The sequence below is a fragment of the Bradyrhizobium sp. USDA 4454 genome (genome assembly GCF_054822705.1).
This window is the reverse complement of sequence record NZ_JBTRCN010000001.1, coordinates 7,625,356-7,651,778: the sequence shown is the minus strand read 5'-3', so window position 1 is coordinate 7,651,778 and position 26,423 is coordinate 7,625,356. Positions and strand designations below refer to the sequence as shown.

27 protein-coding genes are annotated in these 26,423 nt (G+C 65.5%); 22 read left to right on the top strand and 5 right to left on the bottom strand.

Annotated elements, in window-relative coordinates:
- The first annotated feature begins 58 nt into the window (after nucleotides 1-58).
- Nucleotides 59-1,510, top strand: a complete 1,452-nt coding sequence (gene boxB / locus ACVIW0_RS35650; RefSeq protein WP_461356601.1) for a benzoyl-CoA 2,3-epoxidase subunit BoxB — start codon at nucleotides 59-61, stop codon at nucleotides 1,508-1,510.
- Nucleotides 1,511-1,743: 233 nt separating this feature from the next.
- Here the strand turns inward: boxB and ACVIW0_RS35645 are convergent, their stop codons facing one another.
- A complete protein-coding gene (locus ACVIW0_RS35645) occupies nucleotides 1,744-2,544 on the bottom strand; it encodes an SDR family NAD(P)-dependent oxidoreductase (protein WP_461356600.1) in 801 nt (266 codons plus the stop codon).
- Between the two features lie 217 nt (nucleotides 2,545-2,761).
- Between ACVIW0_RS35645 and ACVIW0_RS35640 the strand changes: the two genes are divergently transcribed.
- Together ACVIW0_RS35640 and ACVIW0_RS35635 are read left to right on the top strand one after the other, a co-directional pair.
- A complete protein-coding gene (locus ACVIW0_RS35640; RefSeq protein ID WP_461356599.1) occupies nucleotides 2,762-2,977 on the top strand; it encodes a hypothetical protein in 216 nt (71 codons plus the stop codon).
- The gene (locus ACVIW0_RS35635) at nucleotides 2,964-3,155 is read left to right on the top strand and encodes a hypothetical protein (protein ID WP_461356598.1); all 192 of its coding nucleotides are present in this window, start codon (nucleotides 2,964-2,966) and stop codon (nucleotides 3,153-3,155) included. Before ACVIW0_RS35640 ends, ACVIW0_RS35635 begins: the two co-directional genes overlap by 14 nt.
- Before the next feature lie 211 nt (nucleotides 3,156-3,366).
- Here the strand turns inward: ACVIW0_RS35635 and ACVIW0_RS35630 are convergent, their stop codons facing one another.
- Complete coding sequence (locus tag ACVIW0_RS35630) at nucleotides 3,367-4,422, bottom strand: polysaccharide deacetylase family protein (protein WP_461356597.1); 1,056 nt, start codon at nucleotides 4,420-4,422, stop codon at nucleotides 3,367-3,369.
- A 177-nt stretch (nucleotides 4,423-4,599) separates the two neighbouring features.
- On the opposite strand from ACVIW0_RS35630, the gene ACVIW0_RS35625 reads away from it, so the two are divergent.
- The 10 genes from ACVIW0_RS35625 (at nucleotide 4,600) to phoB (ending at nucleotide 14,606) form a co-directional block, all read left to right on the top strand.
- Nucleotides 4,600-5,994 (top strand): OmpA family protein, encoded by a 1,395-nt coding sequence (locus ACVIW0_RS35625; RefSeq protein WP_461356596.1) that lies wholly within the window; start codon nucleotides 4,600-4,602, stop codon nucleotides 5,992-5,994.
- Between the two features lie 2 nt (nucleotides 5,995-5,996).
- Nucleotides 5,997-6,293, top strand: coding sequence for a hypothetical protein (locus ACVIW0_RS35620; RefSeq protein ID WP_461356595.1), 297 nt, complete (start codon nucleotides 5,997-5,999; stop codon nucleotides 6,291-6,293).
- A gap of 301 nt (nucleotides 6,294-6,594) precedes the next feature.
- Nucleotides 6,595-7,650: a putative bifunctional lysylphosphatidylglycerol flippase/synthetase gene (locus tag ACVIW0_RS35615; protein ID WP_461356594.1), complete on the top strand. Its 1,056-nt coding sequence runs from the start codon at nucleotides 6,595-6,597 to the stop codon at nucleotides 7,648-7,650.
- 84 nt (nucleotides 7,651-7,734) lie between these two features.
- On the top strand, nucleotides 7,735-9,048 hold the full coding sequence (locus tag ACVIW0_RS35610; protein WP_461356593.1) for an ATP-binding protein: 1,314 nt from the start codon (nucleotides 7,735-7,737) through the stop codon (nucleotides 9,046-9,048).
- Nucleotides 9,049-9,183: 135 nt separating this feature from the next.
- Nucleotides 9,184-10,194 carry a phosphate ABC transporter substrate-binding protein PstS gene (gene pstS / locus ACVIW0_RS35605; RefSeq protein WP_461356592.1) on the top strand — a complete coding sequence of 337 codons (1,011 nt, stop codon included), beginning with the start codon at nucleotides 9,184-9,186 and terminating at the stop codon, nucleotides 10,192-10,194.
- Between the two features lie 245 nt (nucleotides 10,195-10,439).
- Nucleotides 10,440-11,429: a phosphate ABC transporter permease subunit PstC gene (pstC, locus tag ACVIW0_RS35600; RefSeq protein WP_461356591.1), complete on the top strand. Its 990-nt coding sequence runs from the start codon at nucleotides 10,440-10,442 to the stop codon at nucleotides 11,427-11,429.
- A 4-nt stretch (nucleotides 11,430-11,433) separates the two neighbouring features.
- Nucleotides 11,434-12,279, top strand: coding sequence for a phosphate ABC transporter permease PstA (pstA, locus tag ACVIW0_RS35595; protein ID WP_461356590.1), 846 nt, complete (start codon nucleotides 11,434-11,436; stop codon nucleotides 12,277-12,279).
- Nucleotides 12,276-13,094 carry a phosphate ABC transporter ATP-binding protein PstB gene (pstB, locus tag ACVIW0_RS35590; protein ID WP_461356589.1) on the top strand — a complete coding sequence of 273 codons (819 nt, stop codon included), beginning with the start codon at nucleotides 12,276-12,278 and terminating at the stop codon, nucleotides 13,092-13,094. Before pstA ends, pstB begins: the two co-directional genes overlap by 4 nt.
- 20 nt (nucleotides 13,095-13,114) lie before the next feature.
- Nucleotides 13,115-13,834: a phosphate signaling complex protein PhoU gene (phoU, locus tag ACVIW0_RS35585; RefSeq protein ID WP_461356588.1), complete on the top strand. Its 720-nt coding sequence runs from the start codon at nucleotides 13,115-13,117 to the stop codon at nucleotides 13,832-13,834.
- A gap of 61 nt (nucleotides 13,835-13,895) precedes the next feature.
- Entirely contained in the window at nucleotides 13,896-14,606 is a 711-nt protein-coding gene (phoB, locus tag ACVIW0_RS35580; protein ID WP_016844067.1) for a phosphate regulon transcriptional regulator PhoB, read from the top strand.
- 259 nt (nucleotides 14,607-14,865) lie between these two features.
- On the opposite strand, the gene ACVIW0_RS35575 is transcribed toward phoB, so the two are convergent.
- Together ACVIW0_RS35575 and ACVIW0_RS35570 are read right to left on the bottom strand one after the other, a co-directional pair.
- Nucleotides 14,866-15,378 carry a GcrA family cell cycle regulator gene (locus tag ACVIW0_RS35575; protein WP_021076557.1) on the bottom strand — a complete coding sequence of 171 codons (513 nt, stop codon included), beginning with the start codon at nucleotides 15,376-15,378 and terminating at the stop codon, nucleotides 14,866-14,868.
- 259 nt (nucleotides 15,379-15,637) lie between these two features.
- Complete coding sequence (locus ACVIW0_RS35570) at nucleotides 15,638-15,877, bottom strand: hypothetical protein (RefSeq protein WP_461356587.1); 240 nt, start codon at nucleotides 15,875-15,877, stop codon at nucleotides 15,638-15,640.
- On the opposite strand from ACVIW0_RS35570, the gene ACVIW0_RS35565 reads away from it, so the two are divergent.
- From ACVIW0_RS35565 to ACVIW0_RS35555, 3 genes are all read left to right on the top strand, one after another.
- Complete coding sequence (locus tag ACVIW0_RS35565) at nucleotides 15,876-17,078, top strand: acetylornithine transaminase (protein WP_461356586.1); 1,203 nt, start codon at nucleotides 15,876-15,878, stop codon at nucleotides 17,076-17,078. The genes ACVIW0_RS35570 and ACVIW0_RS35565 overlap by 2 nt on opposite strands.
- On the top strand, nucleotides 17,078-18,004 hold the full coding sequence (gene argF, locus ACVIW0_RS35560; RefSeq protein WP_461356585.1) for an ornithine carbamoyltransferase: 927 nt from the start codon (nucleotides 17,078-17,080) through the stop codon (nucleotides 18,002-18,004). The genes ACVIW0_RS35565 and argF overlap by 1 nt, the downstream gene beginning before the upstream one ends.
- Before the next feature lie 189 nt (nucleotides 18,005-18,193).
- On the top strand, nucleotides 18,194-19,204 hold the full coding sequence (locus tag ACVIW0_RS35555; RefSeq protein ID WP_461356584.1) for an Hsp33 family molecular chaperone: 1,011 nt from the start codon (nucleotides 18,194-18,196) through the stop codon (nucleotides 19,202-19,204).
- Between the two features lie 131 nt (nucleotides 19,205-19,335).
- On the opposite strand, the gene apaG is transcribed toward ACVIW0_RS35555, so the two are convergent.
- Entirely contained in the window at nucleotides 19,336-19,734 is a 399-nt protein-coding gene (apaG, locus tag ACVIW0_RS35550) for a Co2+/Mg2+ efflux protein ApaG (RefSeq protein ID WP_461356583.1), read from the bottom strand.
- Nucleotides 19,735-20,016: 282 nt separating this feature from the next.
- Here apaG and ACVIW0_RS35545 point away from each other — a divergent pair, with 282 nt between their 5' ends.
- The 6 genes from ACVIW0_RS35545 to ACVIW0_RS35520 all read left to right on the top strand — a co-directional run bounded on the left by ACVIW0_RS35545 (nucleotide 20,017) and on the right by ACVIW0_RS35520 (nucleotide 26,321).
- On the top strand, nucleotides 20,017-21,276 hold the full coding sequence (locus ACVIW0_RS35545) for an OpgC domain-containing protein (protein ID WP_461356582.1): 1,260 nt from the start codon (nucleotides 20,017-20,019) through the stop codon (nucleotides 21,274-21,276).
- A complete protein-coding gene (locus ACVIW0_RS35540) occupies nucleotides 21,273-22,046 on the top strand; it encodes an SGNH/GDSL hydrolase family protein (RefSeq protein ID WP_461356581.1) in 774 nt (257 codons plus the stop codon). The genes ACVIW0_RS35545 and ACVIW0_RS35540 overlap by 4 nt, the downstream gene beginning before the upstream one ends.
- 16 nt (nucleotides 22,047-22,062) lie before the next feature.
- The gene (locus ACVIW0_RS35535) at nucleotides 22,063-23,085 is read left to right on the top strand and encodes an SGNH/GDSL hydrolase family protein (protein WP_461356580.1); all 1,023 of its coding nucleotides are present in this window, start codon (nucleotides 22,063-22,065) and stop codon (nucleotides 23,083-23,085) included.
- Nucleotides 23,086-23,326: 241 nt separating this feature from the next.
- Nucleotides 23,327-24,829: a glycerol kinase GlpK gene (gene glpK, locus ACVIW0_RS35530; RefSeq protein WP_461356579.1), complete on the top strand. Its 1,503-nt coding sequence runs from the start codon at nucleotides 23,327-23,329 to the stop codon at nucleotides 24,827-24,829.
- Between the two features lie 117 nt (nucleotides 24,830-24,946).
- On the top strand, nucleotides 24,947-25,537 hold the full coding sequence (locus ACVIW0_RS35525; RefSeq protein ID WP_461356578.1) for a GNAT family N-acetyltransferase: 591 nt from the start codon (nucleotides 24,947-24,949) through the stop codon (nucleotides 25,535-25,537).
- Nucleotides 25,538-25,694: 157 nt separating this feature from the next.
- Nucleotides 25,695-26,321, top strand: coding sequence for a glutathione S-transferase family protein (locus tag ACVIW0_RS35520; protein WP_461356577.1), 627 nt, complete (start codon nucleotides 25,695-25,697; stop codon nucleotides 26,319-26,321).
- The last annotated feature ends 102 nt before the right edge of the window (nucleotides 26,322-26,423 follow it).

Here is a 26,423-nt window from a genome sequence, read left to right as displayed (position 1 = left end):
ACCTCAGGATGACGACGGAGCAAGATGCGATGCGAGCCAGGATGCAGAGGAGGCTGCCATGAACATGAACATCATGAACGTCGATTACTCGACCAAGATTCCGAACAATGTGAATCTCGCCGAGGACCGCCAAGTGCTGAAGGCGCTGGAGGGCTGGCATCCCGGCTACATGGACTGGTGGAAGGACATGGGGCCGGACGGCTTCCAGGAATCGCTGGTCTATCTGCGCACCGCCTATTCGGTCGATCCGCGCGGCTGGGCCAAGTTCGACTACGTGCGGATGCCCGAATATCGCTGGGGCATCTTGCTCGCTCCGCAGGAAGAGAACCGCGTCATTCCGTTCGGCGAGGATTTCGGCAAGCCGGCCTGGCAGGAAGTCCCCGGCGAGCATCGCGCCACGCTGCGCCGCCTGATCGTGATCCAGGGCGACACCGAACCGGCCTCGGTCGAGCAGCAGCGCCATCTCGGCAAGACCGCGCCCTCGCTCTACGACATGCGCAATTTGTTCCAGGTCAATGTCGAGGAAGGCCGCCATCTCTGGGCGATGGTCTACCTGTTGCAGAAATATTTCGGCCGCGACGGCCGCGAGGAGGCGGACGATTTGCTGCGCCGCCGCTCGGGCGACGCGGATTCACCGCGCATGCTCGGCGCCTTCAACGAGGCGACGCCGGACTGGCTGTCGTTCTTCATGTTCACCTACTTCACCGATCGCGACGGCAAGATGCAGCTGCACTCGCTGGCGCAGTCGGGCTTCGATCCGCTGTCGCGCACCTGCCGCTTCATGCTGACCGAGGAAGCCCACCACATGTTCGTCGGCGAGACCGGCATCACCCGCGTCGTGCAGCGCACCTGCGATGCGATGAAGCAAGCCGGCATCACCGATCCGAACGATATCGCCAAGGTCCGCGCGCTCGGCGTGATCGATCTACCGACGATCCAGAAGAAGCTCAACCTGCACTATTCGCTGTCGCTCGATTTGTTCGGCTCCGAAGTGTCGACCAATGCGGCGAACGCCTTCAACGCCGGCATCAAGGGCCGCTACAAGGAAACCACGATCGAGGACGATCACCAGCTCAAGAGCTCGACCTATCCGGTCATGAAGATGGTGGACGGCCAGATCAAGCTGGTCGACGAGCCGGCGCTGACCGCGCTCAACATGCGGCTGCGCGACGACTACACGCAGGACTGCGTCAAGGGCATGCTGCGCTGGAACAAGGTGATCTCGACCGCGGGCATCGACTACAAGCTCGCGGTGCCGCACACCGCCTTCCACCGCCAGATCGGCGAGTTCAAGGACATCCATGCGACGCCCGACGGCATCCTGATCGACGACGACACCTGGGCCAAGCGCAAGAACGACTGGCTGCCGTCAACCGCGGACGGCGACTTCATCGCCTCGCTGATGAAGCCGGTGACCGAACCCGGCGAGTTCGCCTCCTGGATCTCGGCGCCCAAGGTCGGCATCGACAACAAGCCCGGCGACTTCGAATATGTGAGGATCGAGAGCTGATCGACGGCTAACGGTTCCTCTCTGCGGAGAGATCGAAGAGGGGTGAGCCGAGAAGGTCCTGGCTCGCCCCTTTTCTTTTGCGTTGTTCCGTCATCACCCGCGAAAGCGGGTGATCCAGTATTCCAGAGACGGAAGTGATTGAACTTATAAGCCGCAGCGTACTGGATGCCCCGGTCGAGCCGGGGCATGACAGCGGTGGAACGGCGTCCAAGATCGATCGTCGCGATACCGTCCTACCCCGCGATCTCCAGTCCCGCCGTCGCGTAGACCACGCCGCCGTCGACCGCAATCGTCGCTCCGACCACATAGTCGCCGGCGCGCGAGGCGAGGTAGATCGCGGTGCCCGCCATGTCCTCGTCGCTGCCGACCCGCCGCGACGGAACGCGTTGCGCGACTTCGTCGGCGTGGTCGCGCGCGGCGCGGTTCATGTCCGACTTGAAGGCGCCCGGCGCGATCGCGGTGACGTTGATATTGTCCTTGATCAGGCGGGTCGCCATCCGCCGCGTCAGATGGATCACCGCGGCCTTGCTCGCGGCATAGGAATAGGTCTCCATCGGGTTGACGAAGATACCGTCGATCGAGGCGATGTTGATCACCTTGCCTGGCCTGTCATGGGACGCTGCGGCGCGCAGCGGCTTGGCCAGCGCCTTGGTCAGGAAGAAGATCGACTTGACGTTGAGGTTCATCACCTTGTCCCAGCCGCTTTCCGGGAATTCGTCGAAATCCGCGCCCCAGGCCGCGCCGGCATTGTTGACCAGGATGTCGAGCTTCGGCTCGCGCTTGATGATCTCGCCCGCGAGCTTGTCGCAGCCCTCGACGGTCGAGATGTCGATCGGCAGCGCGATGCATTCGCCGTCATAGGCGGCGGACAGCTCCTGCGCGGTGGCCTCGCAGGGACCGGCCTTGCGCGCGGTGATGTAGACCCTGGCGGCGCCCTGCGCGAGGAAGCCGGCCGCGATCATCTTGCCGATGCCGCGCGATCCCCCGGTCACCACCGCGACGCGGCCCTTCAGTGAGAACAGATCCTTGAACATGTTGTCTCCTTGGCTGTGCCGAGCGTTCTGGCCGGGTTGATGGAGCTAGTCAAGGAACCGCGACGCCCGGCGAACGCGACCCGCGAAGGTCGGGCGCCGCATCGATCGGGCTTTCGTGGATCAAGCATTCTCGAGATGTGATGCAGTGCACAAATTAATTGGCCGACTCGTGGCATCATGCGTCCGGGGTGGAATTCCAGATCAAGGAGTTCCAGGAGTGAAGCACATTTCATTACCGGTGACCGGCGTGAGGCCTGTCACCCACATTCAGTTTCGACGACGGCGGAACGGGCTGTTCGCCGCCATCCTCGGCGCAATTTATTACTCGCGGCGGATTCAGGCGCGCCGCGTTCTGAAGCAGTACCGGCATCTGATCGATCGCGCCGATCGGCGCCGTTCCAATCTGGAGAGCGGCGGCAATGTCCCTCACTGACCGGTCGCCGCCCCGCAAATCGATCGTCCGGCTCCCGGAGATCGGCGAGATGACGCTGCTGACCGTCATCGCGGTCGGATTTCTTGTGCTGCATCTTCTCACCGCGACATTGCTGATGCCCGCGGCCACGGCAGATGCAGCCGTGCCGCAGGAGGCGAGGGCGATTCACACCGACTAGCATCGCTCCGGCTCATACATCATCCCTGCACGCCTCGGCCTGCCGCCGGCGCCGGGGCTGTTGCTTGTCGTGAAGTCCGTAGCCCGGACGGAGCGGAGCGAAATCCGGGATGCTATCCGCGGATGGACTGACCCGGATTGCGCGGAGCCTTGTCATCGGGCGCGCGTTCGCGCGACCCTTTGGCTTCATCCGGGCTACAGGCAGGCGGAATTCACGCCGCGTCGATGCGGCGGAAGCCGTTCCATACGGCGGTGGCGGCGCCGGAGGTCAAGACCGGCAACAGGCGGGCGTCCTGGTAATTGCCGTTCAGCGAGACCCGCTGCAACGCAGTCATGTGGTCGGCGCTCTCGGGAAACAGCATGCCCGGCCGCGTCGTCACCGCGGTCTTGAAGCCGATCGAACGGGCGAGCGTGAATTCGCGCGGGCCTGCGGCGATCCGGTCGCCATAGGGATAGGCGAGGTGCGCGACCGGCCGCTGCAGCGCCTGCTCGATCCGCGCCCGGCTGGTGGCGAGCTCGAACGCGGCGATGGTCTCGCTCTGCCTGGCGAGATTGCAATGGCTGATGGTGTGCGCGCCGATGGTGACCAGCGGATCGTCGGCGAAGCCGCGCAGCTCGTCCCAGGACATGCAGAGCTCGCGCGCGATGCTGGCCTCGTCGACGCCATGGCGGACGCACAGCGCGGAGATCGCGGCCTGCATCTCCTGCTCGCCCGGCAGCGAACGCAGCCAGTCGTGCAGTCGGCCGAATGCGGCGCGCTTGGCCTGCGGCGTCGCGGTGTCGATCTTCGTCGTGCCGTCGATCGGCACCTCGATGGCGGACGCCGCCGCGATCACCCGCTCCAGCGCGATCCACCACAATTTGCCGCAGCCCTCGGCGAAGTCGCTCGCGACATAGACGGTGAACGGCGCGCCGAACTCGCGCATCACGGGCAGCGCGAAGTCGCGGTTGTCGCGATAGCCGTCGTCGCAGGTGAAGCAGGCGAAGCGCCGCGCGAAATTCCGCTCGGAGAGGCGGCGATGCGCCTCGTCCATGCTGACGATGTCGACGTCGAGCGCGCGCAGATGCATCAGCATCGCGCGCAGGAAGTCCGGCGTGACCTCGAGATGATGGTTGGGCTGGAACGCATCGTCGCGGCGCGGCCGGACGTGGTGCAGCATGAAGATGGCGCCGACACCGGCGAAGATCGGCCGCAGCAGGATATGCGCGCCCGAGAAATACAACGCCTCCATCCCGGCACGGATCACGGTGTTGCGGAGTTGTTTCATGAGGGCGGGCCGGCCGATTTGCATTCCGCCGCAAACTTAGCGAAAGACCACTGAAGAAACTGTTATCCCGGTCCGACATGGCCCCCGCCGTGGCGCTTGATATGGGCGCGTGATTTGGGATTTGACAGTCAGCCAAGGGTTTGTTTTCTCTCTGGTTCCCGACCCGCAGGACGCTGAATGCACGGACTTTTCAAGTGGAGTAGCAAGTGGTGGCCGGGGGTGATTCCACTGGTCGTCCTGTGGGGGTTCGCGGCCTGGAGCTCGACGGCAACGGTGGAAGCGGATCTCGCCGCGCGCTCTAATGCCGCACTCAAGGACACCGTGCTCGACAAGCGCCGCATCAGCGTCGACGGCCGCGACGTGACCTTTGCCGCCAACGCCTTCTCCGAAGACGGCCGGCTCAGCGCGGTGGCCTCGGTCGAGGCGGTGCCGGGCGTGCGGCTGGTCAACGATGAGACCCGCCTTGTTCCCGAAGCCAAGCCCTTTGTCTGGTCCGCCGAACGCGACGTGGTGCGGGTCACGCTTGGCGGCAATGCGCCGCTGCCGGCGAGCAAGAGCAAGCTGACCGAGGCCGCGAAGGCCGGTCTCGGCGGGGTCGAGGTGGCCGATCAGATGACGCTCGCCCGCGGCGCGCCGCCGCGGTTCGATGCGGCGGCGCTGCTGCTGCTCGACCAGATCGGCAAGCTGAAGGAAGGCAAGGTCACGCTGACCGACAACAAGGTCAATCTCACGGGCATGGCGCGCGAGCTCGGCGGACGCGAAGCGGTTGCCGCCGCGCTGAAGAACCTGCCGGACGGCTATTCGATCGCCGCCAACGACATCAAGGCGCCGCCTTACGTGTTCCAGGCCTATAAGGACCCGGTCGCGGTGACGCTGACGCTGACCGGCTACGTGCCCGACAACAACGTGCACGCCGCGCTGGTCGCCGCCGCCGGCCGCAAGTTCTTCAGCGAGAAGGTGGTCGACAATCTCAAGGCCAGCATCGGCGCGCCCTCCGGGTTTGCGGCGGCGGTGGTGCCGGCGCTGGGCGCGCTGTCGCGGCTGTCGACCGGAACGCTCGTGGTGTCGGACCGCGAGGTGAAGCTGTCCGGCGATGCGCTCTATGATGCGGCGGCCGGCCAGATCCGCGACGGGCTCGGCAAGGACTTTCCGCAGGGCTGGCAGTATAAGGCCGAGGTCACGGTGAAGCCTGCGGCGGCGCCGGTCGATCCAACCGTGTGCCAGCAGCTGTTTTCCGAGATCCTCTCCAAGGGCAAGATCCGCTTCGAGTCCGGAAAGGCCGACATCGTTCCGGATTCCGCCGGCCTGCTCGACCGCCTGATCGAGACCGCGATGCGCTGTCCCAATGCGACGATCGAGGTCGCCGGCCATACCGACAGCGACGGCGAGGAGGCGGCCAACCAGGCACTCTCGGAGCGCCGCGCGCAGGCCGTGGTCGATTACCTGGTGCGCGCCGGTCTGCCCGCCAACCGCTTCACGCCGGTCGGCTATGGCAGCACGCAGCCGCTCGCCGGCAACGAGAGTGAAGACGGCAAGGCGCAGAACCGCCGCATCGAATTCGTGGTGAAGTAGCGATGACCGTGCTCGCGACATTCTTCTGGGGTTGGCTGCTCGGCGCCGCGCTGCTCGGCTTCTGCATGGGCTGGATCGCGGTGGTGCACCGGGCGCAGGGCGTCTCGAAGGTCTGGATGATCTGGCTGGCGGTGCTCGCCGCCGCGCTGGTCGCCGCGTCGTTCGCACGGATCGTGCCCGGCCGCTTCGGCTACTGGCTGGACCTCTTCCTGATCATGTTCGCGCTCTATCTCGTCGGCTGCGCGATCGGCTCCTGGTTGCGCGACTGGGTGGTCTCGCGCAGCAAGCCGGCGAGCTGACATGGCGCTCCATCACGGCGCCTTGGGCTGTCGTCCCGTAGTTTACCGGATGGCCCTGCAGACCGTTCGCCGGGCTAACTGGCGCACGTTGCACGTCAAGCTTGTCGAAGGTGGCGAGAAAACGCGCATATTTGTGCATCCGCTGTCATGAATCATCCCTAATATCTTGAAGATGCGCGTTTTATTGTCTTTTGACGAATTCCACTCCGGTTTAAAACGCGCTACACGGGGCGGGGCACAGCGAAGCGCCGGCGGGGTTCGCCCGGGAGCCGTCGTCGCGGGATCGCAATTCGAGGTCTAGATGCTGGAAGCAATCCGCAGGGCGATGGCGTTTCTGCGCCAGAAGCAAATCCTGCACCGGCTGGGTGTTGTCATCAGCATCGCCGTCATCGGCATCGCCTGTTACGTCCTCTATCACATGCTGCGCGGCATCGACACCAATGAGGTGCTCGAGGCCATCAAGAGCACCGAGCCGCGGCAAATCGCGCTGGCGGGACTGTTCGTCGCAGCCGGCTACTTCACGTTGACCTTCTACGACCTGTTCGCGGTGCGCGCGATCGGCCACGCCCATGTGCCGTATCGCGTCAACGCGCTCGCGGCGTTCACCTCCTATTCGATCGGCCACAATGTCGGCGCCAGCGTCTTCACCGGCGGCGCGGTGCGCTACCGGATCTATTCGGCCTGGGGACTGAACGCGATCGACGTCGCCAAGATCTGCTTTCTCGCCGGCCTCACCTTCTGGCTCGGCAATGCCGCGGTGCTCGGGCTCGGCATCGCCTATCATCCGGAGGCCGCCGCCAATATCGACCAGCTGCCGCCCTGGCTCAACCGCACGCTGGCATTCTGCATCATCATCGCGCTGGTCGCCTATGTGGTCTGGGTCTGGACCCAGCCGCGGGTGGTCGGCCGCGGCCCCTGGACGGTGACCCTGCCGGGCGGGCCGCTGACCCTGCTGCAGGTCGCGATCGGCATCGTCGACCTCGGCTTTTGCGCGCTGGCGATGTACGTCCTGGTGCCGGACGAGCCCAATCTCGGCTTCGTTGTGGTCGCGGTCATCTTCGTGTCGGCGACCCTGCTCGGTTTCGCCAGCCACTCGCCCGGCGGGCTCGGGGTGTTCGACGCCGCCATGCTGGTCGGCCTGTGGCAGATGGACCGCGAGGACCTGCTCGGCGGTATGCTGCTGTTCCGCCTGCTCTACTATATTGCGCCGTTCGTCATATCTGTAATCTTGCTGACGTTTCGGGAGGTTATCGTCGGCGCCCGACTCAAACGGCTGCCGCAGGCTGATTCGGGTCCCCGCGCCGAGCCGCATCATGAGGCGGTTCTGGTCCGCAAGCGCGGTGACTCCGGCGTCTGATGAAGCGGCCCGATGCCTCCCGAGGGAAGGTCGATGCGACCGCGCCTGGGCGAGACATGAACCGACGGGATGAAAGCCGCCGCAATGGCAATTGACGATACGCCGCAATCGATCTTCTCGCCCTGGCCCGACCGGCTGCGCCATTCCGCGCTGATCCTGCTTGCCGCAGCGCTGGCGCTGAGCGTGGTGGTCGCGCTCGGCGAATTGTCGCTGGTGCGCGCCTGCGCGGTGTTCGCCTGCATCGCGGCCGCGGCCCTGGTGCCATGGCGGCTGCATGATGCCGGGACCTCGCGCGAGGATGTCCGCGGCGTCAATCCGGTGGAGGCCGCTGCCGTCAGCGCCGTCGTCGCCGGCATGCCGGACCCGGCCGTGCTGCTCGATCGCGCCGGCCGCGTCATCCATCTCAACGCCGCCGCGGCCGAGCTCGCGCCGGCGCTGCGCAAGAACGAATTGGCGCAATTTGCCCTGCGTTCGCCGGAGATCATCACCGCGCTGCGCGAGGCGATCGCGACCACCGAGCCGCGCCGCGCCACCTACACCGACCACGTCCCGGTCGATCGCTGGATGGAATTGGTGATCACGCCGGTGCCGGTGCCGACCCAGTTCGGCGGCACCGAGAAGTGCATGCTGATGACCTTCCACGATCTGACGCCGTTGCGCCGGGTCGAGGAGATGCGCGCCGACTTCGTCGCCAATGCCAGCCACGAGCTGCGCACCCCGCTCGCCGCGCTGTCCGGCTTCATCGACACGCTGCAGGGGCCGGCGCGCGAGGACGCGCGGGCGCGCGAACGCTTCCTCGGCATCATGCACACCCAGGCCACCCGCATGGCCCGGCTGATCGACGATCTGTTGTCGCTGTCGCGGGTCGAGCTGTCGGCCCATGTGCGGCCCGAGGCCTCGATCGACATCGTGCCGATCATCCGCCAGGTGGCAGACGGGCTCGAGGCGCTGGCCAGCGAGCGCCAGGTCGAGATCGACGTCGACCTGCCCCAGACCCCGGTCACGATCGCCGGCGACCGCGAGGAACTGCTGCGCCTGTTCGAGAACCTGATCGAGAACGCGCTCAAATACGGCGCCTCCGGAGGCCGCGTCATAGTGTCGCTCAATCAGGCCGCATCGGGCGCATCGGGCGAGGGGCCCCCCGAAATCCGTGTCATGGTACGGGATTTCGGCCCCGGCATTGCGCCTGAGCACCTGCCGCGGCTGACCGAGCGCTTCTACCGGGTGGACGTCGGCGACAGCCGAAACCAGGGCGGAACGGGCCTCGGATTATCGCTGGTGAAACATATTCTTAACCGTCATCGCGGGCGTCTTTTGATCGAGAGCGTGCCGAACAATGGCGCGACTTTTACGGCCTGTTTTCCCCGGCCGAAGGCCCCGTTACCGACACAAAGCTAAGCGTTTTCAATCGCTTGGTTCTGTCATCCAACTGTCATCCAACCTTCGTAAAAGCAGCACCGACCGCTCCTAGATGGACCGGCGTGGGCGCGATCGGGCGCATTCGGCGCTTCGCCCACAAGATGGAGACGACCCATGAATTTCATCAAAGCAATCGTCGCTGCCGGCATGATCGCCGCATCGACGTCGGCCTTCGCTGCCGATATTACCGGCGCGGGCGCGACGTTTCCGTTCCCGATCTATTCCAAGTGGGCTGACGCCTACAAGAAGGAGACCGGCAACGGTCTGAACTACCAGTCGATCGGTTCGGGCGCCGGCATCAAGCAGATCCTGGCCAAGACCGTGACCTTCGGCGCCACCGACGCGCCGCTCAAGGCCGAGCAGCTCGAGAAGGACGGCCTTGTCCAGTGGCCGATGGTGATGGGCGCGATCGTTCCGGTCGTGAACGTCGAGGGCGTCAAGCCGGGCGAGCTCGTGCTGTCGGGCGAAGTGCTCGGCGACATCTACCTCGGCAAGATCACCAAGTGGAATGACGCGGCGATCGCCAAGCTCAATCCGAAGCTGACCCTGCCGGCCGACGCGATCACCGTCGTGCGCCGCTCGGACGGCTCGGGCACCACCTTCAACTTCACCGACTATCTCTCCAAGTCGAACGCCGAGTGGAAGTCCAAGGTCGGTTCCGGCACCGCGGTCGAGTGGCCGGTCGGCGTCGGCGCCAAGGGCAACGAAGGCGTTGCCGGCAACATCAGCCAGACCAAGAACGCGATCGGCTATGTCGAATACGCCTACGCCAAGCAGAACAAGCTGACCTACACCGCGCTGGTCAACAAGGCCGGCAAGACCGTGCAGCCGACCATCGCTGCCTTCCAGGCCGCCGCCTCGAATGCCGATTGGGCCAAGGCTCCCGGCTACTACGTCATCCTGACCGACCAGCCCGGCGAAGCCTCCTGGCCGATCACCGCGGCGACCTTCATCCTGATGCACAAGGACGCGACCGACAAGGCGGCCTCGCAGGAAGCGATCAAGTTCTTCAAGTACGCCTTCGAGAAGGGTGGCAAGGCGGCCGAAGAACTCGACTACATCCCGATGCCGGACTCGGTCGTCAAGCTGATCGAGAAGACCTGGTCCTCGGACATCAAGAGCTAAGTGCCACGCATCGAACAACGCCTGTGCCGCCGCTCAAGGGCGGCACAGGTTGAACGACCAAGATGTTGAGCGATTAAGACCCGGGCTCCGATCACCGCGGCAACAAGCGCGGGAGGGGTCCGGGGTTCGCGCCTCCGGCCGGCGCGGCCGGAACGGTGCCCGGTCACGAGCGTCACTGAAGATCGCTTCGGGCGTAGCGGTTTGCGTGGCTTTCACATAGTAAAGAGGGAATTGGCGTGGCAGACATGGCTGTTCAGGGCGATGTGATGGAAGCCGCGGGATCTTACGATCGCGCCAAGGCCCTCAGTGCCTTCAAGCTCGGTGATCTCACCTTCTATTGGATCACCCGCATCTCGGCGATCTCGGTCCTGCTGATCCTCGGCGGCATCATCCTGTCGCTGATCGTCGGCGCCTGGCCGGCGATGAAGGAATACGGCTTCGCCTTCCTCTGGACCCAGCGCTGGGCGCCCTCGGCCGATCCGCCGGTGCTCGGTGCGCTCGGCCCGATCTACGGCACGCTGATCACCTCGATCATCGCCATGCTGATCGCGATCCCGGTCGGCATCGGCATCGCCGTGTTCCTCACCGAGCTCTGCCCGCAGATGCTGCGTCGCCCGATCGGCATCGCCATCGAGCTGCTCGCCGGCATCCCCTCGATCATCTACGGCATGTGGGGCTTCTTCGTGCTCGGTCCGTTCCTGGCCAACACGTTCCAGCCGTTCATGATCCGGATCTTCGAGGGCGTTCCGGTGCTCGGCGCGGTGTTTGCCGGCCCGCCGTCCTATCTCAGCCTGTTCAACGCCGCGCTGATCCTCGCCATCATGGTGCTGCCCTTCATCACCGCGATTTCGGTCGACGTGTTCAAGACCGTGCCGCCGGTGCTGAAGGAGGCCGCCTACGGCATGGGCTGCACCACCTGGGAAGTCGTCCGCAGCGTCGTGATCCCCTACACAAGGGTCGGCGTGATCGGCGGCATCATGCTGGCGCTCGGCCGCGCGCTCGGCGAGACCATGGCGGTGACCTTCATCATCGGCAATTCGTTCCGCATCTCGTCGTCGATCTTCGCGCCGGGCACCACGATCTCGGCGGCGATCGCCTCCGAATTCGCCGAGAGCGACGGCCTGCACCAGTCCGGCCTGATCCTGCTCGGCCTGTTGCTGTTCGTGCTGACCTTCTTTGTGCTCGCCGGCGCGCGGCTGATGCTGATGCGGCTCGAGAAGAAGGCGGGAAAGTGACGCCATGAACCCGATCTACAAATCCCGCCGCCGCAGCGACATCGTCATCCGCACGCTCTGCGTCGGCGCCGCATTGTTCGGCGTCACCTGGCTGGCGCTGATCCTGATCACGCTGCTCTACAACGGCATCGCCGGCCTCAGCGTGCAGCTGTTCACCCAGAACACGCCGCCGCCGGGTTCGACTGAGGGCGGCCTGCTCAACGCCATCGTCGGCTCGGTCATCATGACCGTGATCGGCGTCGGCATCGGCGCGCCGCTCGGCCTGTTCGCCGGCACCTATCTTGCCGAATACGGCAAGCACGACAAGCTCACCTCGGTGATCCGCTTCATCAACGACATCCTGCTCAGCGCGCCGTCGATCATCATCGGCCTGTTCATCTATGGTGCGGTGGTGGTGCCGATGCGCGGCTTCTCGGCGATCGCAGGCAGCCTCGCGCTCGCCGTGATCGTGATCCCGGTCGTGCTGCGCACCACCGAGGACATGCTGCTGCTGGTGCCCAATCCGCTGCGCGAGGCGGCTTCCGCGCTCGGGCTGCCGCGTTCGCTGGTGATCAAGCGGATCGCTTATCGTGCGGCCCGGTCGGGCCTGATCACCGGCGTGCTGCTGGCGACCGCGCGGGTCGCCGGCGAGACCGCGCCGCTGCTGTTCACCGCGCTGTCGAACCAGTTCTTCAGCTGGGATTTGACCAAGACGATGGCCAACCTGCCGGTGACCATCAACAACTTCGTGCAGAGCCCCTACGCCTACTGGAAGGAACTGGCGTGGAGCGGCGCACTGCTCATCACCTTCACCGTGCTCGCGTTGAATATCGGCGCGCGTATCCTTGGTGCCGAAAGGGCCGCAAAATGACCGAGCTTTCAGTTTCGACAGCCTCCGCCAGTCACGCTCCCCACGTGCCATTGCCGGAAGCGGCGCCGAAGGTCACCGCGCGCAACCTCAACTTCTATTATGGTGAGCACCACGCGCTCAAGAACATCAACCTGACGCTCGGCACCAACCGCGTCACCGCGTTCATCGGCCCATCCGGCTGCGGCAAGTCGACCCTGCTTCGCATCTTCAACCGGATGTATGATCTCTATCCGGGCCAGCGCGCCACCGGCCAGCTGATGCTGGACCAGACCAACATTCTCGATCCCAAGCTCGACCTCAATCTGCTGCGCGCGCGGGTCGGCATGGTGTTCCAGAAGCCGACGCCGTTCCCGATGACGATCTACGAGAACATCGCCTTCGGCATCCGCCTCTACGAGAAGATCTCGAAGTCCGAGATGGACGACCGGGTCGAGAAGGCGCTGCGCGGCGGCGCGCTGTGGAACGAGGTCAAGGACAAGCTGAACGCCTCCGGCCTGTCGCTGTCCGGCGGCCAGCAGCAGCGGTTGTGCATCGCGCGCACCGTGGCGGTGCGTCCCGAGGTGATCCTGTTCGACGAGCCGTGCTCGGCGCTCGATCCGATCTCGACCGCCAAGGTCGAGGAGCTGATCCAGGAGCTCTCCGAGGATTACACGATCGCGATCGTCACCCACAACATGCAGCAGGCGGCGCGGGTCTCCGACAAGACCGCCTTCATGTATCTCGGCGAGCTGATCGAGTTCGACGACACCAACAAGATCTTCACCTCGCCGAGCGATCGACGCACCCAGGACTACATCACCGGCCGGTTCGGTTGACCGGGCTGAGGAGAGAGATGATGGCTTCCGAACATACCGCCAAGGCATTCGACAGCGACCTGCAGGAATTGACCCGCCTGGTCGCCGAGATGGGCGGCCTCGTCGAGCGGATGATCACCGAGTCGGTCGACGCGCTGATCCGGCGCGACGTCGCGCTCGGCAAGCGCGTGGTCGCCGCCGACATCGAGATCGACAATCTGCAGCGCGTCATCGAAGAGCGCGCGGTGCTGACGATCGCCCGCCGCCAGCCGATGGCGATCGACCTGCGCGAGATCGTCAGCGCGATGCGGGTCGCCACCGACCTCGAGCGGATCGGCGATCTCGCCAAGAACATGGGCAAGCGCGTCGCGGCGCTGGAGAGCGATTTCCAGCCGCTGAAGCTGATCCGCGGCCTCGAGCACATGACCGATCTCGTGCTGTCGCAGGTCAAGTCGGTGCTCGACGCCTATGCCGCGCACGATCTGCCGGCGGCGATGAACGTCTGGAAGGGCGACGAGGAGGTCGATGCGATCTGCACCTCGCTGTTCCGCGAGCTGCTCACCTACATGATGGAAGATCCGCGCAACATCTCGTTCTGCATCCATCTGATGTTCTGCGCCAAGAACATCGAGCGGATCGGCGATCACGCCACCAACATCGCCGAGACCGTGTTCTACATGATCGAGGGCCAGCAGATCACCGACAAGCGCCCGAAGGGCGACATGACCAATTTTGCCACCACGGTGCCGGGTAACAGCTAGTCGACGGCGTTTCGGTTTTGCGTCTGGGCAACGGATCACCACAGAGAGAGAATTTAGACCGATGAGCGCACGCATTCTGGTAGTCGAAGACGAGGAAGCGCTGACGACGCTGTTGCGCTACAACCTCGATGCCGAAGGCTACGATGTCGAAACGGTGGGGCGCGGCGACGATGCCGATACCCGCCTCAAGGAGCGCGTTCCCGACCTCGTGGTCCTCGACTGGATGCTGCCGGGCCTGTCCGGCATCGAGCTGTGCCGCCGCCTGCGGGCGCGGCCCGAGACCAAGCAGCTTCCGATCATCATGCTGACCGCGCGGGGCGAGGAGAGCGAGCGGGTGCGCGGGCTTGCCACCGGCGCCGACGATTACATCGTCAAGCCGTTCTCGGTGCCGGAACTCCTGGCGCGGGTGAAGGGCCTGCTGCGCCGCGCCAGCCCGGAGCGGCTCGCCACCGTCCTGACCTATGGCGACATCGAGCTCGACCGCGAGAAGCGCCGCGTGGCGCGCTCGGGCCGTCCGATCGATCTCGGTCCGACCGAGTATCGGCTGCTCGAATTCTTCCTCGAGCATCCCGGCCGCGTGTTCAGCCGCGAGCAGCTGCTCGACAGCGTCTGGGGCCGCGACATCTACATCGATGAGCGCACCGTCGACGTGCATATCGGCCGCCTGCGCAAGCTGCTCAATCCGGGCCGCGAGCAGGATCCGATCCGCACCGTGCGCGGCGCCGGCTACGCGCTCGACGACCGCTTTGCGAAAGCCGAACCGCAGCCGTAGCGGTTGCGTAGCGATCACACGCCACAACACGGCGTCGTCCCGGCGCAGGCCGGGACCCATACGCCGCGGCCGGCGCAATAGGCAAGCGGCCAGACGGCTTTCTAACAACACCCATTCGTGGTTATGGGTCCCGGCCCCCGTGCGCAATTGCGCACTAGGCAGGGACGACACTGGTGATGCTTCCGGACTTTGCCCCCACAAAAAAATCCCCGCTTGTGCGGGGATTTGTTTTTCAGGTCTTCCGTAGTTTTCCCGAGTGCTACTTGATCTGCGGTTTCGCCGACGGCCGGCGGCGATCGGCGGCGGGCTGGTAGGCGACGCGCGAGTGATGCGCGCAATAGGGCAGGCCGGCGAGCGCCTTGCCGCCGCAGAAGAAGAACTCCGGGCTCGATGGATCGCCGACCGGCCAGTGGCAGGTGGCTTCGTTGAGCTCGAGCAGCGACAGCCGCTGGCTCATCGGCACCACATTGTCGAACGAGATCGGATCGGGCTCCATCTCGACCTCGAAGGCGTGCGCGAGCGCGGTGTTGCCGCGCGAGACCGGGCGCGCCACCCGCATCATGTGCTGGGCGGGGCGCGCCTTGCGCTGCCGCGGCGCCGCCGTGGAGGGTGCCTTGGCGCGGCCGGAGAGGCCGAGCCGGTGCACTTTGCCGATCACGGCGTTTCGCGTCACATTGCCAAGTTCCGCTGCGATCTGGCTGGCCGACAGGCCAGACTCCCAGAGCTTCTTCAGCTGCTCGACGCGATCGTCGGACCAGGTCAATACCGTCATCGCATTCTTCCTTTCGCATGGCGCCGGCCAGTTATCGGAGCGGCGCTGCGAGCCAAATCTGGACAAATATCCCTGCGGCCAGAATCCCTTAGCCCTCGCCGGGCGCGGTGTTGCGCCCGAACGTTTACGCGAGACACAAAGGCTACTTAGAGGGTCCAGTACTGCCGCACGAGATGTCGTACCCGACAGGCCAAACGCTACAATATGGCGTGACTCTGGCGCAAGAGTCCGCGGCCGTGCGTCCACATGTTCCGGAAAGTTAAGCATTGCTGTGAGGCTTTTCCACCGCACCGGAATGCTCCGGATTGCGCTCGCTTGGCAGCGCAGGAAGCCCGGCAAAGGGCCGGCTCCTGGCGATTGACACGGACCCGCCGCAGCATAGAATGCCCGCCACGTGCCGCCCGCAAAGGCGGCCGTTTTGTTTTCCGAAGCTGGCCGTTGCTGCGCTGGCGTCAAGGCGCGCGGCAATTGTCGGCTTCAAACCGGCAGTGAACGCCATGACCAACGCCTCGTCGCATCTGCTCCCCGTCTTCGCCCGGGTCGATCTCGGCTTCGAGCGCGGTGAGGGCGCCTGGCTGATCGCAACCAACGGCGACCGCTATCTCGATTTCACCTCGGGCGTCGCGGTGAACGCGCTCGGGCATGCGCATCCGCATCTGGTGAAGGCGCTGCAGGAACAGGCGACCATGCTCTGGCACATGTCGAACCTGTTCAAGAGCCCGGACGGCGAGGCGCTCGCCGCGCGGCTGTGCGAGCAGAGCTTTGCCGACTTCGTGTTCTTCTGCAATTCCGGCGCGGAGGCGATGGAGGGCGTGATCAAGCTGGTCCGCCACTATCACTTCTCCAAGGGGCATGGCGAGCGCTACCGCATCATCACCTTCGAAGGCGCCTTCCATGGCCGCACGCTGGCCACGCTGGCCGCGACCGGCTCGGCGAAATATCTCGAAGGCTTCGGCCCGCCGATGGACGGCTTCGACCAGGTGCCGCATGGCGACATCGAGGCGGTGAAGAAGGCGATCGGCCCGCACACCGCCGGCATCCTGATCGAACCGATCCAGGGTGAGGGCGGCGTCCGCTCGGCGCCGCAGGCGTTCTTCAAGGCGCTGCGCGCGCTGTGCGACGAGCATGGCCTGCTGCTCGCCTTCGACGAGGTGCAGACCGGCATGGGCCGCACCGGCGATTTGTTCGCCTACAAGCGCACCGGCGTCACGCCGGACGTGATGTCGCTCGCGAAGGCGCTCGGCGGCGGCTTCCCGATCGGCGCGGTGCTCGCGACCGCGAAAGCGGCCGAAGGCATGGCGCCGGGCTCGCACGGCTCGACCTTCGGCGGCAATCCGCTGGCGGTCGCCGCGGCCAATGCCGTGCTCGACGTCATGCTCAAGCCCGGCTTCTTCGATCACGTGCAGAAGATGTCGCTGCTGCTCAAGCAGAAGCTCGCCTCCGTCGTCGACCGCTATCCCGGCGTGCTGGCGGAAGTGCGCGGCGAGGGCCTCTTGATCGGCGTCAAGGCCGTGGTGCCGTCGGGCGACCTGATCGCCGCGTTGCGCAACGAGAAGCTGCTCACCGTCGGCGCCGGCGACAATGTGGTCCGGTTCCTGGCGCCCCTGATCGTGACCGAAGCCGAGATCGACCAGTCGATCGTCTCGCTCGAGCGCGCCTGCGCGACATTGTCGGCAGCGCAGCCGAGGAAGGCCGGATAATGAGCAAGCCGGTCCGTCACTTCCTCGACATCAACGAGCTGCCGCTCGCCGAGCTGCGCAACATGCTGTCCGCCGGCGCCGCCATGAAGGCGAAGCTGAAGGCGCACGAGAAGGCTAGGAAGCCGCTCGAAGGCAAGACGCTGGCGATGATCTTCGAGCGCCCGTCGACCCGCACCAGGGTGTCGTTCGACGTCGGCATGCGCCAGCTCGGCGGTGAATCCATCATGCTGACCGGCGCCGAGATGCAGCTCGGCCGCGGCGAGACCATCGCCGACACCGCGCGCGTGCTGTCGCGCTATGTCGATGCGATCATGATCCGCATCCTCAACCATGACGCGCTGCTCGAGCTCGCCGCCCACGCCACCGTTCCCGTCATCAACGGCCTGACCCGACGTTCGCATCCCTGCCAGGTGATGGCCGACCTCATGACCTATGAGGAGAACCGCGGCTCGATTGAGGGCAAGACGGTGGCCTGGACCGGCGACGACAACAACGTGCTGGCGTCCTGGGCGCATGCCGCCGAGCGGTTCAAGTTCCAGCTCAATGTCGCAACCCCGCCGGAGCTGTCGCCGAAGAAGCCGATGCGCGAGTGGATCAAGGCGACCAATGCCCCGATCATGCTCGGCACCGATCCGGAAGCCGCCGTGCGCGGCGCCGACTGCGTCGTCACCGACACCTGGGTGTCGATGGGCGACAAGGAGGGCGAGCACCGCCACAACGTGCTGCGGCCCTATCAGGTCAACGCCAAGCTGATGTCGCTCGCCAAGCCCGATGCCCTGTTCATGCACTGCCTGCCCGCCCATCGCGGCGAGGAGGTCACCGACGAGGTGATCGACGGGCCGCAATCCGTGGTGTTCGACGAGGCGGAAAACCGCCTGCATGCGCAGAAGGGCATTCTGGCCTGGTGCTTTAACGAAGTCGCGTAGGGCCGCTTCAACACTGTCGTCCCGGCGAAGGCCGGGACCCATACGCCGCGGCCAACGAAACAGGCACGAGGGGAGACACCTTGTGCCGCGACAAAATCCTGTGGTTATGGTCCCGGCCTTCGCCGGGACGACGATCCCTCGTTGAGTGAACCCCTTTATTTCACGGTCCGAGACCCCAGATAGAGCGCCATGATTTCACAATCCCCCGACATCAAAATCACCACCGAGGCGCCGGTTCGCGCGCCGTCTTCGGTTCCTGTCGACGATGCCGTGCTCGCCTTCGAGGTCGGCGCGCTGGATCTGCGCGGCCGGCTGACCCGGCTCGGCCCGGCGCTCGACGAGATCCTGCACAAGCACGATTATCCGCCGGCCGTCGGCAAGCTGCTCGGCGAGGCGATCGTACTCACCACGCTGCTCGGCTCCTCCGTCAAGTTCGAGGGCCGCTTCATCCTGCAGACCCGCACCGAAGGTCCGGTGTCGCTCTTGATCGTCGATTTCCAGGCGCCCGACCGGCTGCGGGCCTATGCGCGCTACGACGCGGCGCAGCTCAAGCCGGGGCAGACCTCGGGCGAGCTGCTCGGCAAGGGCCACCTTGCGATGACTATCGATCAGGGCTCCAACACCAGCCGCTACCAGGGGCTGGTCGCGCTCGACGGCGGCGGCCTCGAAGAGGCGGCGCACGAATATTTTCTGCGCTCGGAGCAGATCCCGACCCGGGTGCGGCTTGCCGTCGGCGAGGAGATGCGCGGCGGCGAGGGCGGCAAGCTGCACTGGCGCGCCGGCGGCATCCTGCTGCAATTCCTGCCCAAGGCGCCCGAGCGCGCCAAGCAGGCCGATCTGCATCCCGGCGACGCACCGGAGGGCACGGCCGCGCATTCGGTGCCGGATGACGACGCCTGGGTCGAGGGACAGTCGCTGATCTCGACGGTCGAGGATGTCGAGCTGATCGATCCCGATCTCTCCGGCGAGCGGCTGCTGTATCGCCTGTTCCACGAACGCGGCGTCCGCGTCTTCAACCCGCAACCGCTGCGCGCGCAGTGCTCCTGCTCGCGCGATGCGGTGTCCTCGATGCTGAAGAGCTTTGCGCCGAACGATCGCGCCGAGATGGTCAAGGACGGCAAGGTCGTCGTGACCTGCGAGTTCTGCTCGTCGGTGTACGAATTCACGCCGCAGGAAGCGGGCGTGGAGCAAAAATCGTAGTCATCGTAGCCCGGAGGGAGCGAAGCGTAATCCGGGGCAGGTGTATCCGGGGTTGGAGCCGCCCCGGATTGCGCGGAACTCATCCGGCGCGCGTTCGCGCGACCCGGTGGCTTCTCCGGGCTACGCAGGTGTCAATTCAACACCCGCTTCCCATCCGGGCTCGGGCTGTCCAGCGAGAATGTCGGCACGTCGATCTCGAAGCGCTCGCCTCCCTGGGTCACCATCTGGTAGCTGCCGGTCATGAAGCCAGAGGCGGTCGGCAGCGGCACGCCTGAGGTGTATTCGAAGCGCTCGCCGGGCGCGAGCACCGGCTGCTCGCCGACCACGCCCTCGCCACGGACCTCCTGGCGGCGGCCGGTGGCGTCGGTGATGATCCAGTGCCGTGTCCGCAGCTGCACCGTTTCCGTGCTCGAATTGACGATCACGATCCTGTACGACCAGAAATATTCGCGCCGATCGATCGACGAGCGCTCCGGCATGAAGTTGGGCTCGACGGTGACTTCGATCTGACGGGTAACGGCGCGATACATGCGGCTCAATCCGATGGTCTCAGTGCAAAATCCGCTTTCGATTGGATCATGCGCAAACTGGCGCCTATCATAGCGAATTGGTCAGCCGGAACCAATTGCCTGCCGGGCCCTGAAAAGCCGGTCCAGGCCGGGACCGTTCATCCTTGTTTCAACATAGTTCCGCTTTAAGGCGCGGCCGCATGTCGCCGCGCGCCTGGTCGGCAAGGCTTTCTCGGGAAGTCGCGGACCGATATGATCTTTTCGGCTGGGCAGGCGGGGCGTCCGCGACCGACACGGTGTTTGATGAGCTCGATTGCCGATCCCATAGCCGGTTCGCCGGCGGCCGACGCCAAGAGCGACGCCAAGAGCGAGGTCAAGGCGAAGGTCGCCGCGCCCGCGATCACGCTGCCGGTGACCGGCGAGCGCGAGCTCAGGCTCGACCTGTTCCGCGGGCTCGCGCTGTGGCTGATCTTCATCGATCACCTGCCGACCAATCTTCTGACCTGGCTGACGATCCGCAATTACGGCTTCTCCGACGCAACCGAGATCTTCATCTTCATCTCCGGCTATACCGCGGCCTTCGTTTATGGCCGGGCGATGCTGGAGGGCGGCGTCGTGATCGCGACCGCGCGCATCCTGCGCCGGGTCTGGCAGATCTATGTCGCGCATGTCTTCCTGTTCACGATCTTCCTCGCCGAGATCTCCTATGTGGCGACCTCGTTCGAGAACCCGCTCTACTCGGAAGAGATGGGGATCATGGACTTCCTCAAGCAGCCCGACGTCACCATCGTGCAGGCGCTCTTGCTGCGCTTCCGCCCGGTCAACATGGACGTGCTGCCGCTCTATATCGTGCTGATGCTGTTCCTGCCGCTGATCCTGTGGCTGATGAAATGGAAGCCCGACGTCACGCTCGGCCTGTCGGTCTTGCTCTACGCGCTGACCTGGCAGTTCGACCTGTATCTGTCGGCCTATCCGAACGGCTTCTGGGCGTTCAATCCGTTCGCCTGGCAATTGCTGTTCGTGTTCGGCGCCTGGTGCGCGCTCGGCGGTGCGCGGCGGATGTCGCGCATCCTGTCGTCGAACATCACGATGTGGATCTGCATCGTCTATCTGGTTGCGGCGTTCTTCGTGACGCTGACCTGGTACGTGCCGCAGCTCGGCCACATCATGCCGAAGCTCATCGAGCAATGGATGTATCCGATCAACAAGACCGACCTGGACGTGTTGCGGTTCGCGCACTTCCTGGCGCTCGCAGCCCTCACGGTGCGCTTCCTGCCCCGGGATTGGCCGGGCTTGAAATCGCGCTGGCTGCGACCATTGATCCTGTGTGGCCAGCATTCGCTTGAGATATTCTGTCTCGGGGTATTCCTTGCCTTTGCCGGTCACTTCGTGCTTGCCGAGGTGTCCGGCGGTGCCGCACTGCACGCCTTGATCAGCATCTGCGGCATCCTCATCATGTGCGGCATGGCGTGGATTATCTCGTGGTACAAGCACTCCGCCGACAAAGGCGCCTCGAAAAAAGGTGCTGTCGGCAACGCCGATCTGGCGGGAGGAGGAGCATGAAGTCCGCGCGGACGATGCTGGGCCTGCTGCTGCTGGCCGCCAGTTTGGCGGCAGCGCCCGCGCGCGCCGGCGACAACCCCGAGCCGGCACCGCCGGCACCGCCCTGCGACGTGCCGGCCTACCTGCTGACGAGCGAGAGCTCGCTGCCGAAGGTCACCGATGCGGTGAAGACCAACCGGCCGCTCAGCGTGCTGGTGGTCGGCAGCCGTTCCTCGACCATCCCCGGCAACGAGGCCAGCGCCTATCCGGCCGAGCTGCAGGCGGCGCTGAAAGAGGCATTTCCGTCGGCGACCATCGATCTATCCGTAGAATTACAGGGAAAGAACACCGCCGAGGAGACCGCAGGAACTCTTGTTAAGCTTGTTGAGGCAAAAAAGCCTACTTTGGTTATCTGGCAGACCGGCACGGTCGATGCTATGCGAGCAGTCGATCCTGACGATTTTCGTACCGCCATCAACGACGGCGTTGTTGCGTTGCGGGGCGCCGGGACCGACGTGGTGCTGGTCAACCTGCAATACAGCCCGCGTACGGAGACGATGATCTCTGCACCGCCATATCTCGACAACATGAAGGTGGTGGCGCAGCAGCACGACGTTCCGCTGTTCGACCGGTTCGCGATCATGAAGCAGTGGAGCGACGCCGGATATTTTGACCTGTTCAGCACCTCGCATGGTGTCGATCTGGCCAAGAAGGTTCACGCCTGTCTCGGCCGCGCCCTTGCGAAATTCGTGATCGATGCGGCCCATCTGGGCCCGGTGCAGCAGAATTAGAGGAAGCAGAGTTGTGATGCGTTTTGCCTTCCCTTTTCGCGCGTCGCTGCCGCGGAGCCTGTGCGCCGCGGCAGTGCTGGCGCTGCTGGCGCCGCTTGCGGTTGGGCCGTCGCGCGCACAGACCGGCCAGGCCGGCCAGCACGCCGCGCTGGCGCCCGGTGCCAAGGCTGAACTTCCAAAGGCCGAGGGTGCAAGATCTGATTCAGTGAAGCCCGCCGTGATGGCCGCCGATACATCCGACCAGCAGCCGGGCGTCGCCGCCAAGGCGCTCGACAAGGTCAAGCAGGTTGCGAAGTCGGCCTCCGACATCTTCCACCGCGTGCCCTGTCATCAACCCACTGGCGTGCCGAACACCACCGGCTCGCTGCCGCATGTCGCGGCCAAGCTCGCGGCCGGCAAGCCGGTCGTGATCATCGCGTTCGGCTCGTCCTCGACCCAGGGCTACGGCTCGTCGGCGCCGGAATTCACCTATCCGAGCCGGCTCGCTGCGCAGCTGCGCCGGCAGTATCCGTCGGCTGACATCACCGTGCTCAATCGCGGCAAGGGCGGCGAGGATGCGCCCGAGATGATGAAGCGGCTGCAGACCGAAGTGATCGACATGCATCCCGACATGGTGATCTGGCAGGTCGGCACCAATGCGGTGCTGCGCAACCTCGATCCCACCGAGACCGCAAAGCAGGTCGAGGACGGTGTCGCCCGCATCCAGGCCGACGGCGCCGATCTCGTGCTGGTCGATCCGCAATATTCGCCGCGCGTCACCGAGCGTCCCGAAAGCGCGCGCGGCATGGTCAAGCTGCTCAGCCGCATCGCCGCGCTGCGCCATGTCGGCATCTTCCCGCGCTTCGAGGTGATGCGCGACTGGCACGAGAAACAGGCGATCCCGATCGACGATTTCGTCATCGCCGACGGCCTGCACATGAACGACTGGGGCTACGCCTGCTTCGCCCAGCTGCTCGGCGACGACATCATCCGCTCGGTCGGCGCGATCAAGATCGGCGTCAACGTCCCGGCCGACGTGCGCACTTACCGGCCGATGTGATCGGGCCTTGCCCTTAGTCCCGTCACCCTGAGGAGGCCGCGTAGCGGCCGTCTCGAAGGGTCGACGGCCCCGCTGGTGGCCGAGCCGTGCATCCTTCGAGACGCGCTACGCGCTCCTCCAGCGACAAAGGCGAAGCCTTTGCGCGGGGATGACGGGTTTAACACTTGCCGCGCCCCCCAGCTTGACCTCGCCGCGGTAATCCGCTCCCTTGGCGCCTGTTACCAAGCCAAGGGAAACGCTCATGTCTTTCGTGCTGGCCATCGATCAGGGCACCACATCGTCGCGCGCCATGGTGTTTCGCGGCGACATTTCCATCGCCGCCGTCGCACAGCAGGAGTTTCCACAACATTTCCCGGCCTCCGGCTGGGTCGAGCACGAGCCGGAGGACATCTGGACCTCGACGGTCATGGTGTGCCGCGAGGCGCTGGAGAAGGCCGGGCTTAAAGCGCGGGACATCGCCGCGATCGGCATCACCAACCAGCGCGAGACCACCGTGGTGTGGGACCGCGCCACCGGACAGGCCGTGCACCGCGCCATCGTTTGGCAGGACCGCCGCACCGCCGACATCTGCGCCAGATTGAAGAGCGAAGGCCACGAGCCCGCGATCTCGGCGAAAACCGGCCTGATCATCGACCCCTATTTCTCCGGCACCAAGGTCGCCTGGATCCTCGATCACGTGCCCGGCGCGCGCGAACGCGCCGAGCGCGGCGAGCTCCTGTTCGGCACGGTCGACTGCTATCTGCTGTGGCGGCTCACCGGCGGCCGGGTGCACGCCACCGACGCCACCAACGCCTCGCGCACGCTGCTGTTCAACATCCACACCGGCGCCTGGGATGACGACCTCATCAATTTGTTGGGCGTGCCGCGCTCGATGCTGCCCGAGGTGAAGGATTCCTCCGCCCGGTTCGGCGAGAGCACCGCTGATTTGTTCGGCGGCCCGATCGCGATCTCGGGCATTGCCGGCGACCAGCAGGCCGCGACCATCGGCCAGGCCTGCTTCGAGCCCGGCATGATGAAGTCGACCTACGGCACCGGCTGTTTCGCGCTGCTCAACACCGGCACCACGCCGGTGGCCTCGAAGAACAAGCTGCTCACCACCATCGCCTACCAGCTCAATGGCCAGCGCACCTACGCGCTGGAAGGCTCGATCTTCGTCGCCGGCAGCGCGGTGCAGTGGCTGCGCGACGGGCTCGGCATCATCAAGCATGCCGCCGAGACCGGGCCGCTCGCCGACAAATCCGACTCGATGCAGAGCGTCTATCTGGTGCCGGCCTTCGTCGGCATGGGCGCGCCGTACTGGAATCCGCGGGTGCGTGGCGCGCTGTTCGGCCTGACCCGCAACACCGGCCCGGCCGAGCTCGCGCATGCGACCCTGGAGAGCGTCTGCTACCAGACCTTCGACCTGTGGGCCGCGATGCGCACCGACTGGCCGGAGGCGAACGCCGCCAACACCGTGCTCCGCGTCGACGGCGGCATGACCGCATCGGACTGGACCATGCAGCGGCTCGCCGACCTGCTCAACGCGCCGGTCGATCGGCCGATGATTCAGGAGACCACGGCGCTTGGCGCCGCCTACCTCGCTGGCCTCGACGCCGGCGTCTATCCGGAGCCCACGAAATTCGCCGACAATTGGCGGCTCGAGCACCGCTTCCGTCCGGCGATGAGCGAGGCGACGCGCGATCGCAAGCTCGCCGGCTGGGCCCGCGCGGTGAAGGGCGTGCTGGCGAGCGACGAGGGGGAGTGAAAGGCGAGGGCGCTGGCCAACACTTCGCCGTCGTCCCGGGCAAGCGAAGCGGTCGCATTGCATCCGCCGCGACATGCAGATATCTCCGGCCGGCAATCTGCAAACAAAGGTCGCTGAATGCTGCCTGACGGCTACTCCGACATCCCTCCCGGCAAGATCGCCGCCGTCGTCACCCATCTGGAAATGCACGAGCCGCCGGCACTGCGCGACGATCCGCCCGGCGCGTGGCGCCTGCGCAAGGTCGCTGCGCCGGCGCTCGATTGGTATCGCGATCTCTACCGTCGCGTCGGCGAGGAGTGGCTGTGGTTCACCCGCACCGGGCTCGACGACGCCGATCTCGCCTCGCGGATCCACGGGCCCGGCATCGAGCTCTATGGGCTCGTCGTCGATGGCCATGACGAAGGCCTGCTCGAGCTCGATTTCAGCGTATCGGGCGAATGCCAGCTGCTCTATTTCGGCGTCACCGCAAAATTCATCGGCACCGGCGCCGCGCGCTTCCTGATGAACCGCGCGCAGGAGCTCGCCTGGTCGCGCGACATTGGTCGTTTCTGGGTGCACACCTGCACCTTCGATCATCCCTCCGCGGTCGCGTTCTACCAGCGCTCCGGCTTCCGCCCGTTCCTGCGCCAGATCGAGGTCGCGGATGATCCGAGGCTCGACGGCAAATTGCCGCGCGATGCGGCGAGGCATGTGCCGGTGATTGGGTAGCTCGTCACGCAGATCGGATCATGATCCGGTTGCAACGCGACGCAGGCCATCTAGGATGGTGCAAAGCGCAACCTTTGACCTCGGCTTGGCCGCTACATCTCGAAGGCCCTGCTTTCGAGCGCAGTGGCCTGCCGCGGCATGACCGACGAGATGACAGATGTTCCTGATCGGCCAGTATGACTCGCCCTTTGTCCGTCGCACCGCGATCGCGCTGCGGCTCTATGGTTTGCCGTTCGAGCACAAGCCGTGGTCGACCTTCGGCGATGCCGAGAAGGTGGCGGCCTATAATCCGCTGCAGCGGGTGCCGACGCTGGTGCTTGACGATGGCCAGGCGCTGATCGAGAGCAGCGCGATCCTGGATTATCTCGACGAGCTGGTCGGGCCGGAGAAGGCGATGCTGGCGCGCTCGGGCATCGAGCGGCGCCGGCATCTGCGCATCACGGCGTTGGCGACCGGGCTCGCCGACAAGGCGGTGAGCCTGGTCTACGAGCGCGTGCTGCGCAAGGAGCAGTTGAAGCTGTGGGTCGAGCGCTGCGAGGGGCAGATCTCGCGCGTGCTCGCGGTGCTGGAGCAGGAGCGCGCGGCGGTGCCGTCGCCGTATTGGCGCGGCGATCGCATCGGCCATGCCGACATTGCGGTGGCCTGCGCGCTGCGCTTCACCGGCGAGGCGCATCCGCATCTGTTCGACGCGCGCTATCCGGCGCTCAGGGCCCACGCCGCACGCTGCGAAGCGCTGCCGCCGTTCCAGGAAATCGTGCAGCCGCTGGCGCCGCCGAAGGGGTAGGGGGTAGCGCGACGCTGCTGCGTGAGGTGAGCACGCTCTCAGGCTCCCTCTCCCCTTGCGGGAGAGGGTGGGGAGAGGGGTGGCCCCGGGCGAGGTGATCGA

Excerpts from the sequence above, each read along its gene's own strand:
- ACVIW0_RS35555 (WP_461356584.1), top strand. The coding sequence starts at position 18,194 with ATGATTTCACAATCCCCCGACATCAAAATCACCACCGAGGCGCCGGTT.
- ACVIW0_RS35540 (WP_461356581.1), top strand. The coding sequence starts at position 21,273 with ATGAAGTCCGCGCGGACGATGCTGGGCCTGCTGCTGCTGGCCGCCAGT.
- argF (WP_461356585.1), top strand. The coding sequence starts at position 17,078 with ATGAGCAAGCCGGTCCGTCACTTCCTCGACATCAACGAGCTGCCGCTC.
- pstS (WP_461356592.1), top strand. The coding sequence starts at position 9,184 with ATGAATTTCATCAAAGCAATCGTCGCTGCCGGCATGATCGCCGCATCG.
- ACVIW0_RS35630 (WP_461356597.1), bottom strand. The coding sequence starts at position 4,422 with ATGAAACAACTCCGCAACACCGTGATCCGTGCCGGGATGGAGGCGTTG.
- ACVIW0_RS35635 (WP_461356598.1), top strand. The coding sequence starts at position 2,964 with ATGTCCCTCACTGACCGGTCGCCGCCCCGCAAATCGATCGTCCGGCTC.
- ACVIW0_RS35645 (WP_461356600.1), bottom strand. The coding sequence starts at position 2,544 with ATGTTCAAGGATCTGTTCTCACTGAAGGGCCGCGTCGCGGTGGTGACC.
- phoU (WP_461356588.1), top strand. The coding sequence starts at position 13,115 with ATGGCTTCCGAACATACCGCCAAGGCATTCGACAGCGACCTGCAGGAA.
- ACVIW0_RS35520 (WP_461356577.1), top strand. The coding sequence starts at position 25,695 with ATGTTCCTGATCGGCCAGTATGACTCGCCCTTTGTCCGTCGCACCGCG.
- ACVIW0_RS35525 (WP_461356578.1), top strand. The coding sequence starts at position 24,947 with ATGCTGCCTGACGGCTACTCCGACATCCCTCCCGGCAAGATCGCCGCC.
- ACVIW0_RS35625 (WP_461356596.1), top strand. The coding sequence starts at position 4,600 with ATGCACGGACTTTTCAAGTGGAGTAGCAAGTGGTGGCCGGGGGTGATT.
- ACVIW0_RS35565 (WP_461356586.1), top strand. The coding sequence starts at position 15,876 with ATGACCAACGCCTCGTCGCATCTGCTCCCCGTCTTCGCCCGGGTCGAT.
- boxB (WP_461356601.1), top strand. The coding sequence starts at position 59 with ATGAACATGAACATCATGAACGTCGATTACTCGACCAAGATTCCGAAC.
- ACVIW0_RS35535 (WP_461356580.1), top strand. The coding sequence starts at position 22,063 with ATGCGTTTTGCCTTCCCTTTTCGCGCGTCGCTGCCGCGGAGCCTGTGC.
- pstA (WP_461356590.1), top strand. The coding sequence starts at position 11,434 with ATGAACCCGATCTACAAATCCCGCCGCCGCAGCGACATCGTCATCCGC.
- phoB (WP_016844067.1), top strand. The coding sequence starts at position 13,896 with ATGAGCGCACGCATTCTGGTAGTCGAAGACGAGGAAGCGCTGACGACG.
- pstC (WP_461356591.1), top strand. The coding sequence starts at position 10,440 with ATGGCTGTTCAGGGCGATGTGATGGAAGCCGCGGGATCTTACGATCGC.
- ACVIW0_RS35610 (WP_461356593.1), top strand. The coding sequence starts at position 7,735 with ATGGCAATTGACGATACGCCGCAATCGATCTTCTCGCCCTGGCCCGAC.
- ACVIW0_RS35570 (WP_461356587.1), bottom strand. The coding sequence starts at position 15,877 with ATGGCGTTCACTGCCGGTTTGAAGCCGACAATTGCCGCGCGCCTTGAC.
- ACVIW0_RS35620 (WP_461356595.1), top strand. The coding sequence starts at position 5,997 with ATGACCGTGCTCGCGACATTCTTCTGGGGTTGGCTGCTCGGCGCCGCG.
- ACVIW0_RS35545 (WP_461356582.1), top strand. The coding sequence starts at position 20,017 with ATGAGCTCGATTGCCGATCCCATAGCCGGTTCGCCGGCGGCCGACGCC.
- glpK (WP_461356579.1), top strand. The coding sequence starts at position 23,327 with ATGTCTTTCGTGCTGGCCATCGATCAGGGCACCACATCGTCGCGCGCC.
- ACVIW0_RS35615 (WP_461356594.1), top strand. The coding sequence starts at position 6,595 with ATGCTGGAAGCAATCCGCAGGGCGATGGCGTTTCTGCGCCAGAAGCAA.
- ACVIW0_RS35575 (WP_021076557.1), bottom strand. The coding sequence starts at position 15,378 with ATGACGGTATTGACCTGGTCCGACGATCGCGTCGAGCAGCTGAAGAAG.
- pstB (WP_461356589.1), top strand. The coding sequence starts at position 12,276 with ATGACCGAGCTTTCAGTTTCGACAGCCTCCGCCAGTCACGCTCCCCAC.
- apaG (WP_461356583.1), bottom strand. The coding sequence starts at position 19,734 with ATGTATCGCGCCGTTACCCGTCAGATCGAAGTCACCGTCGAGCCCAAC.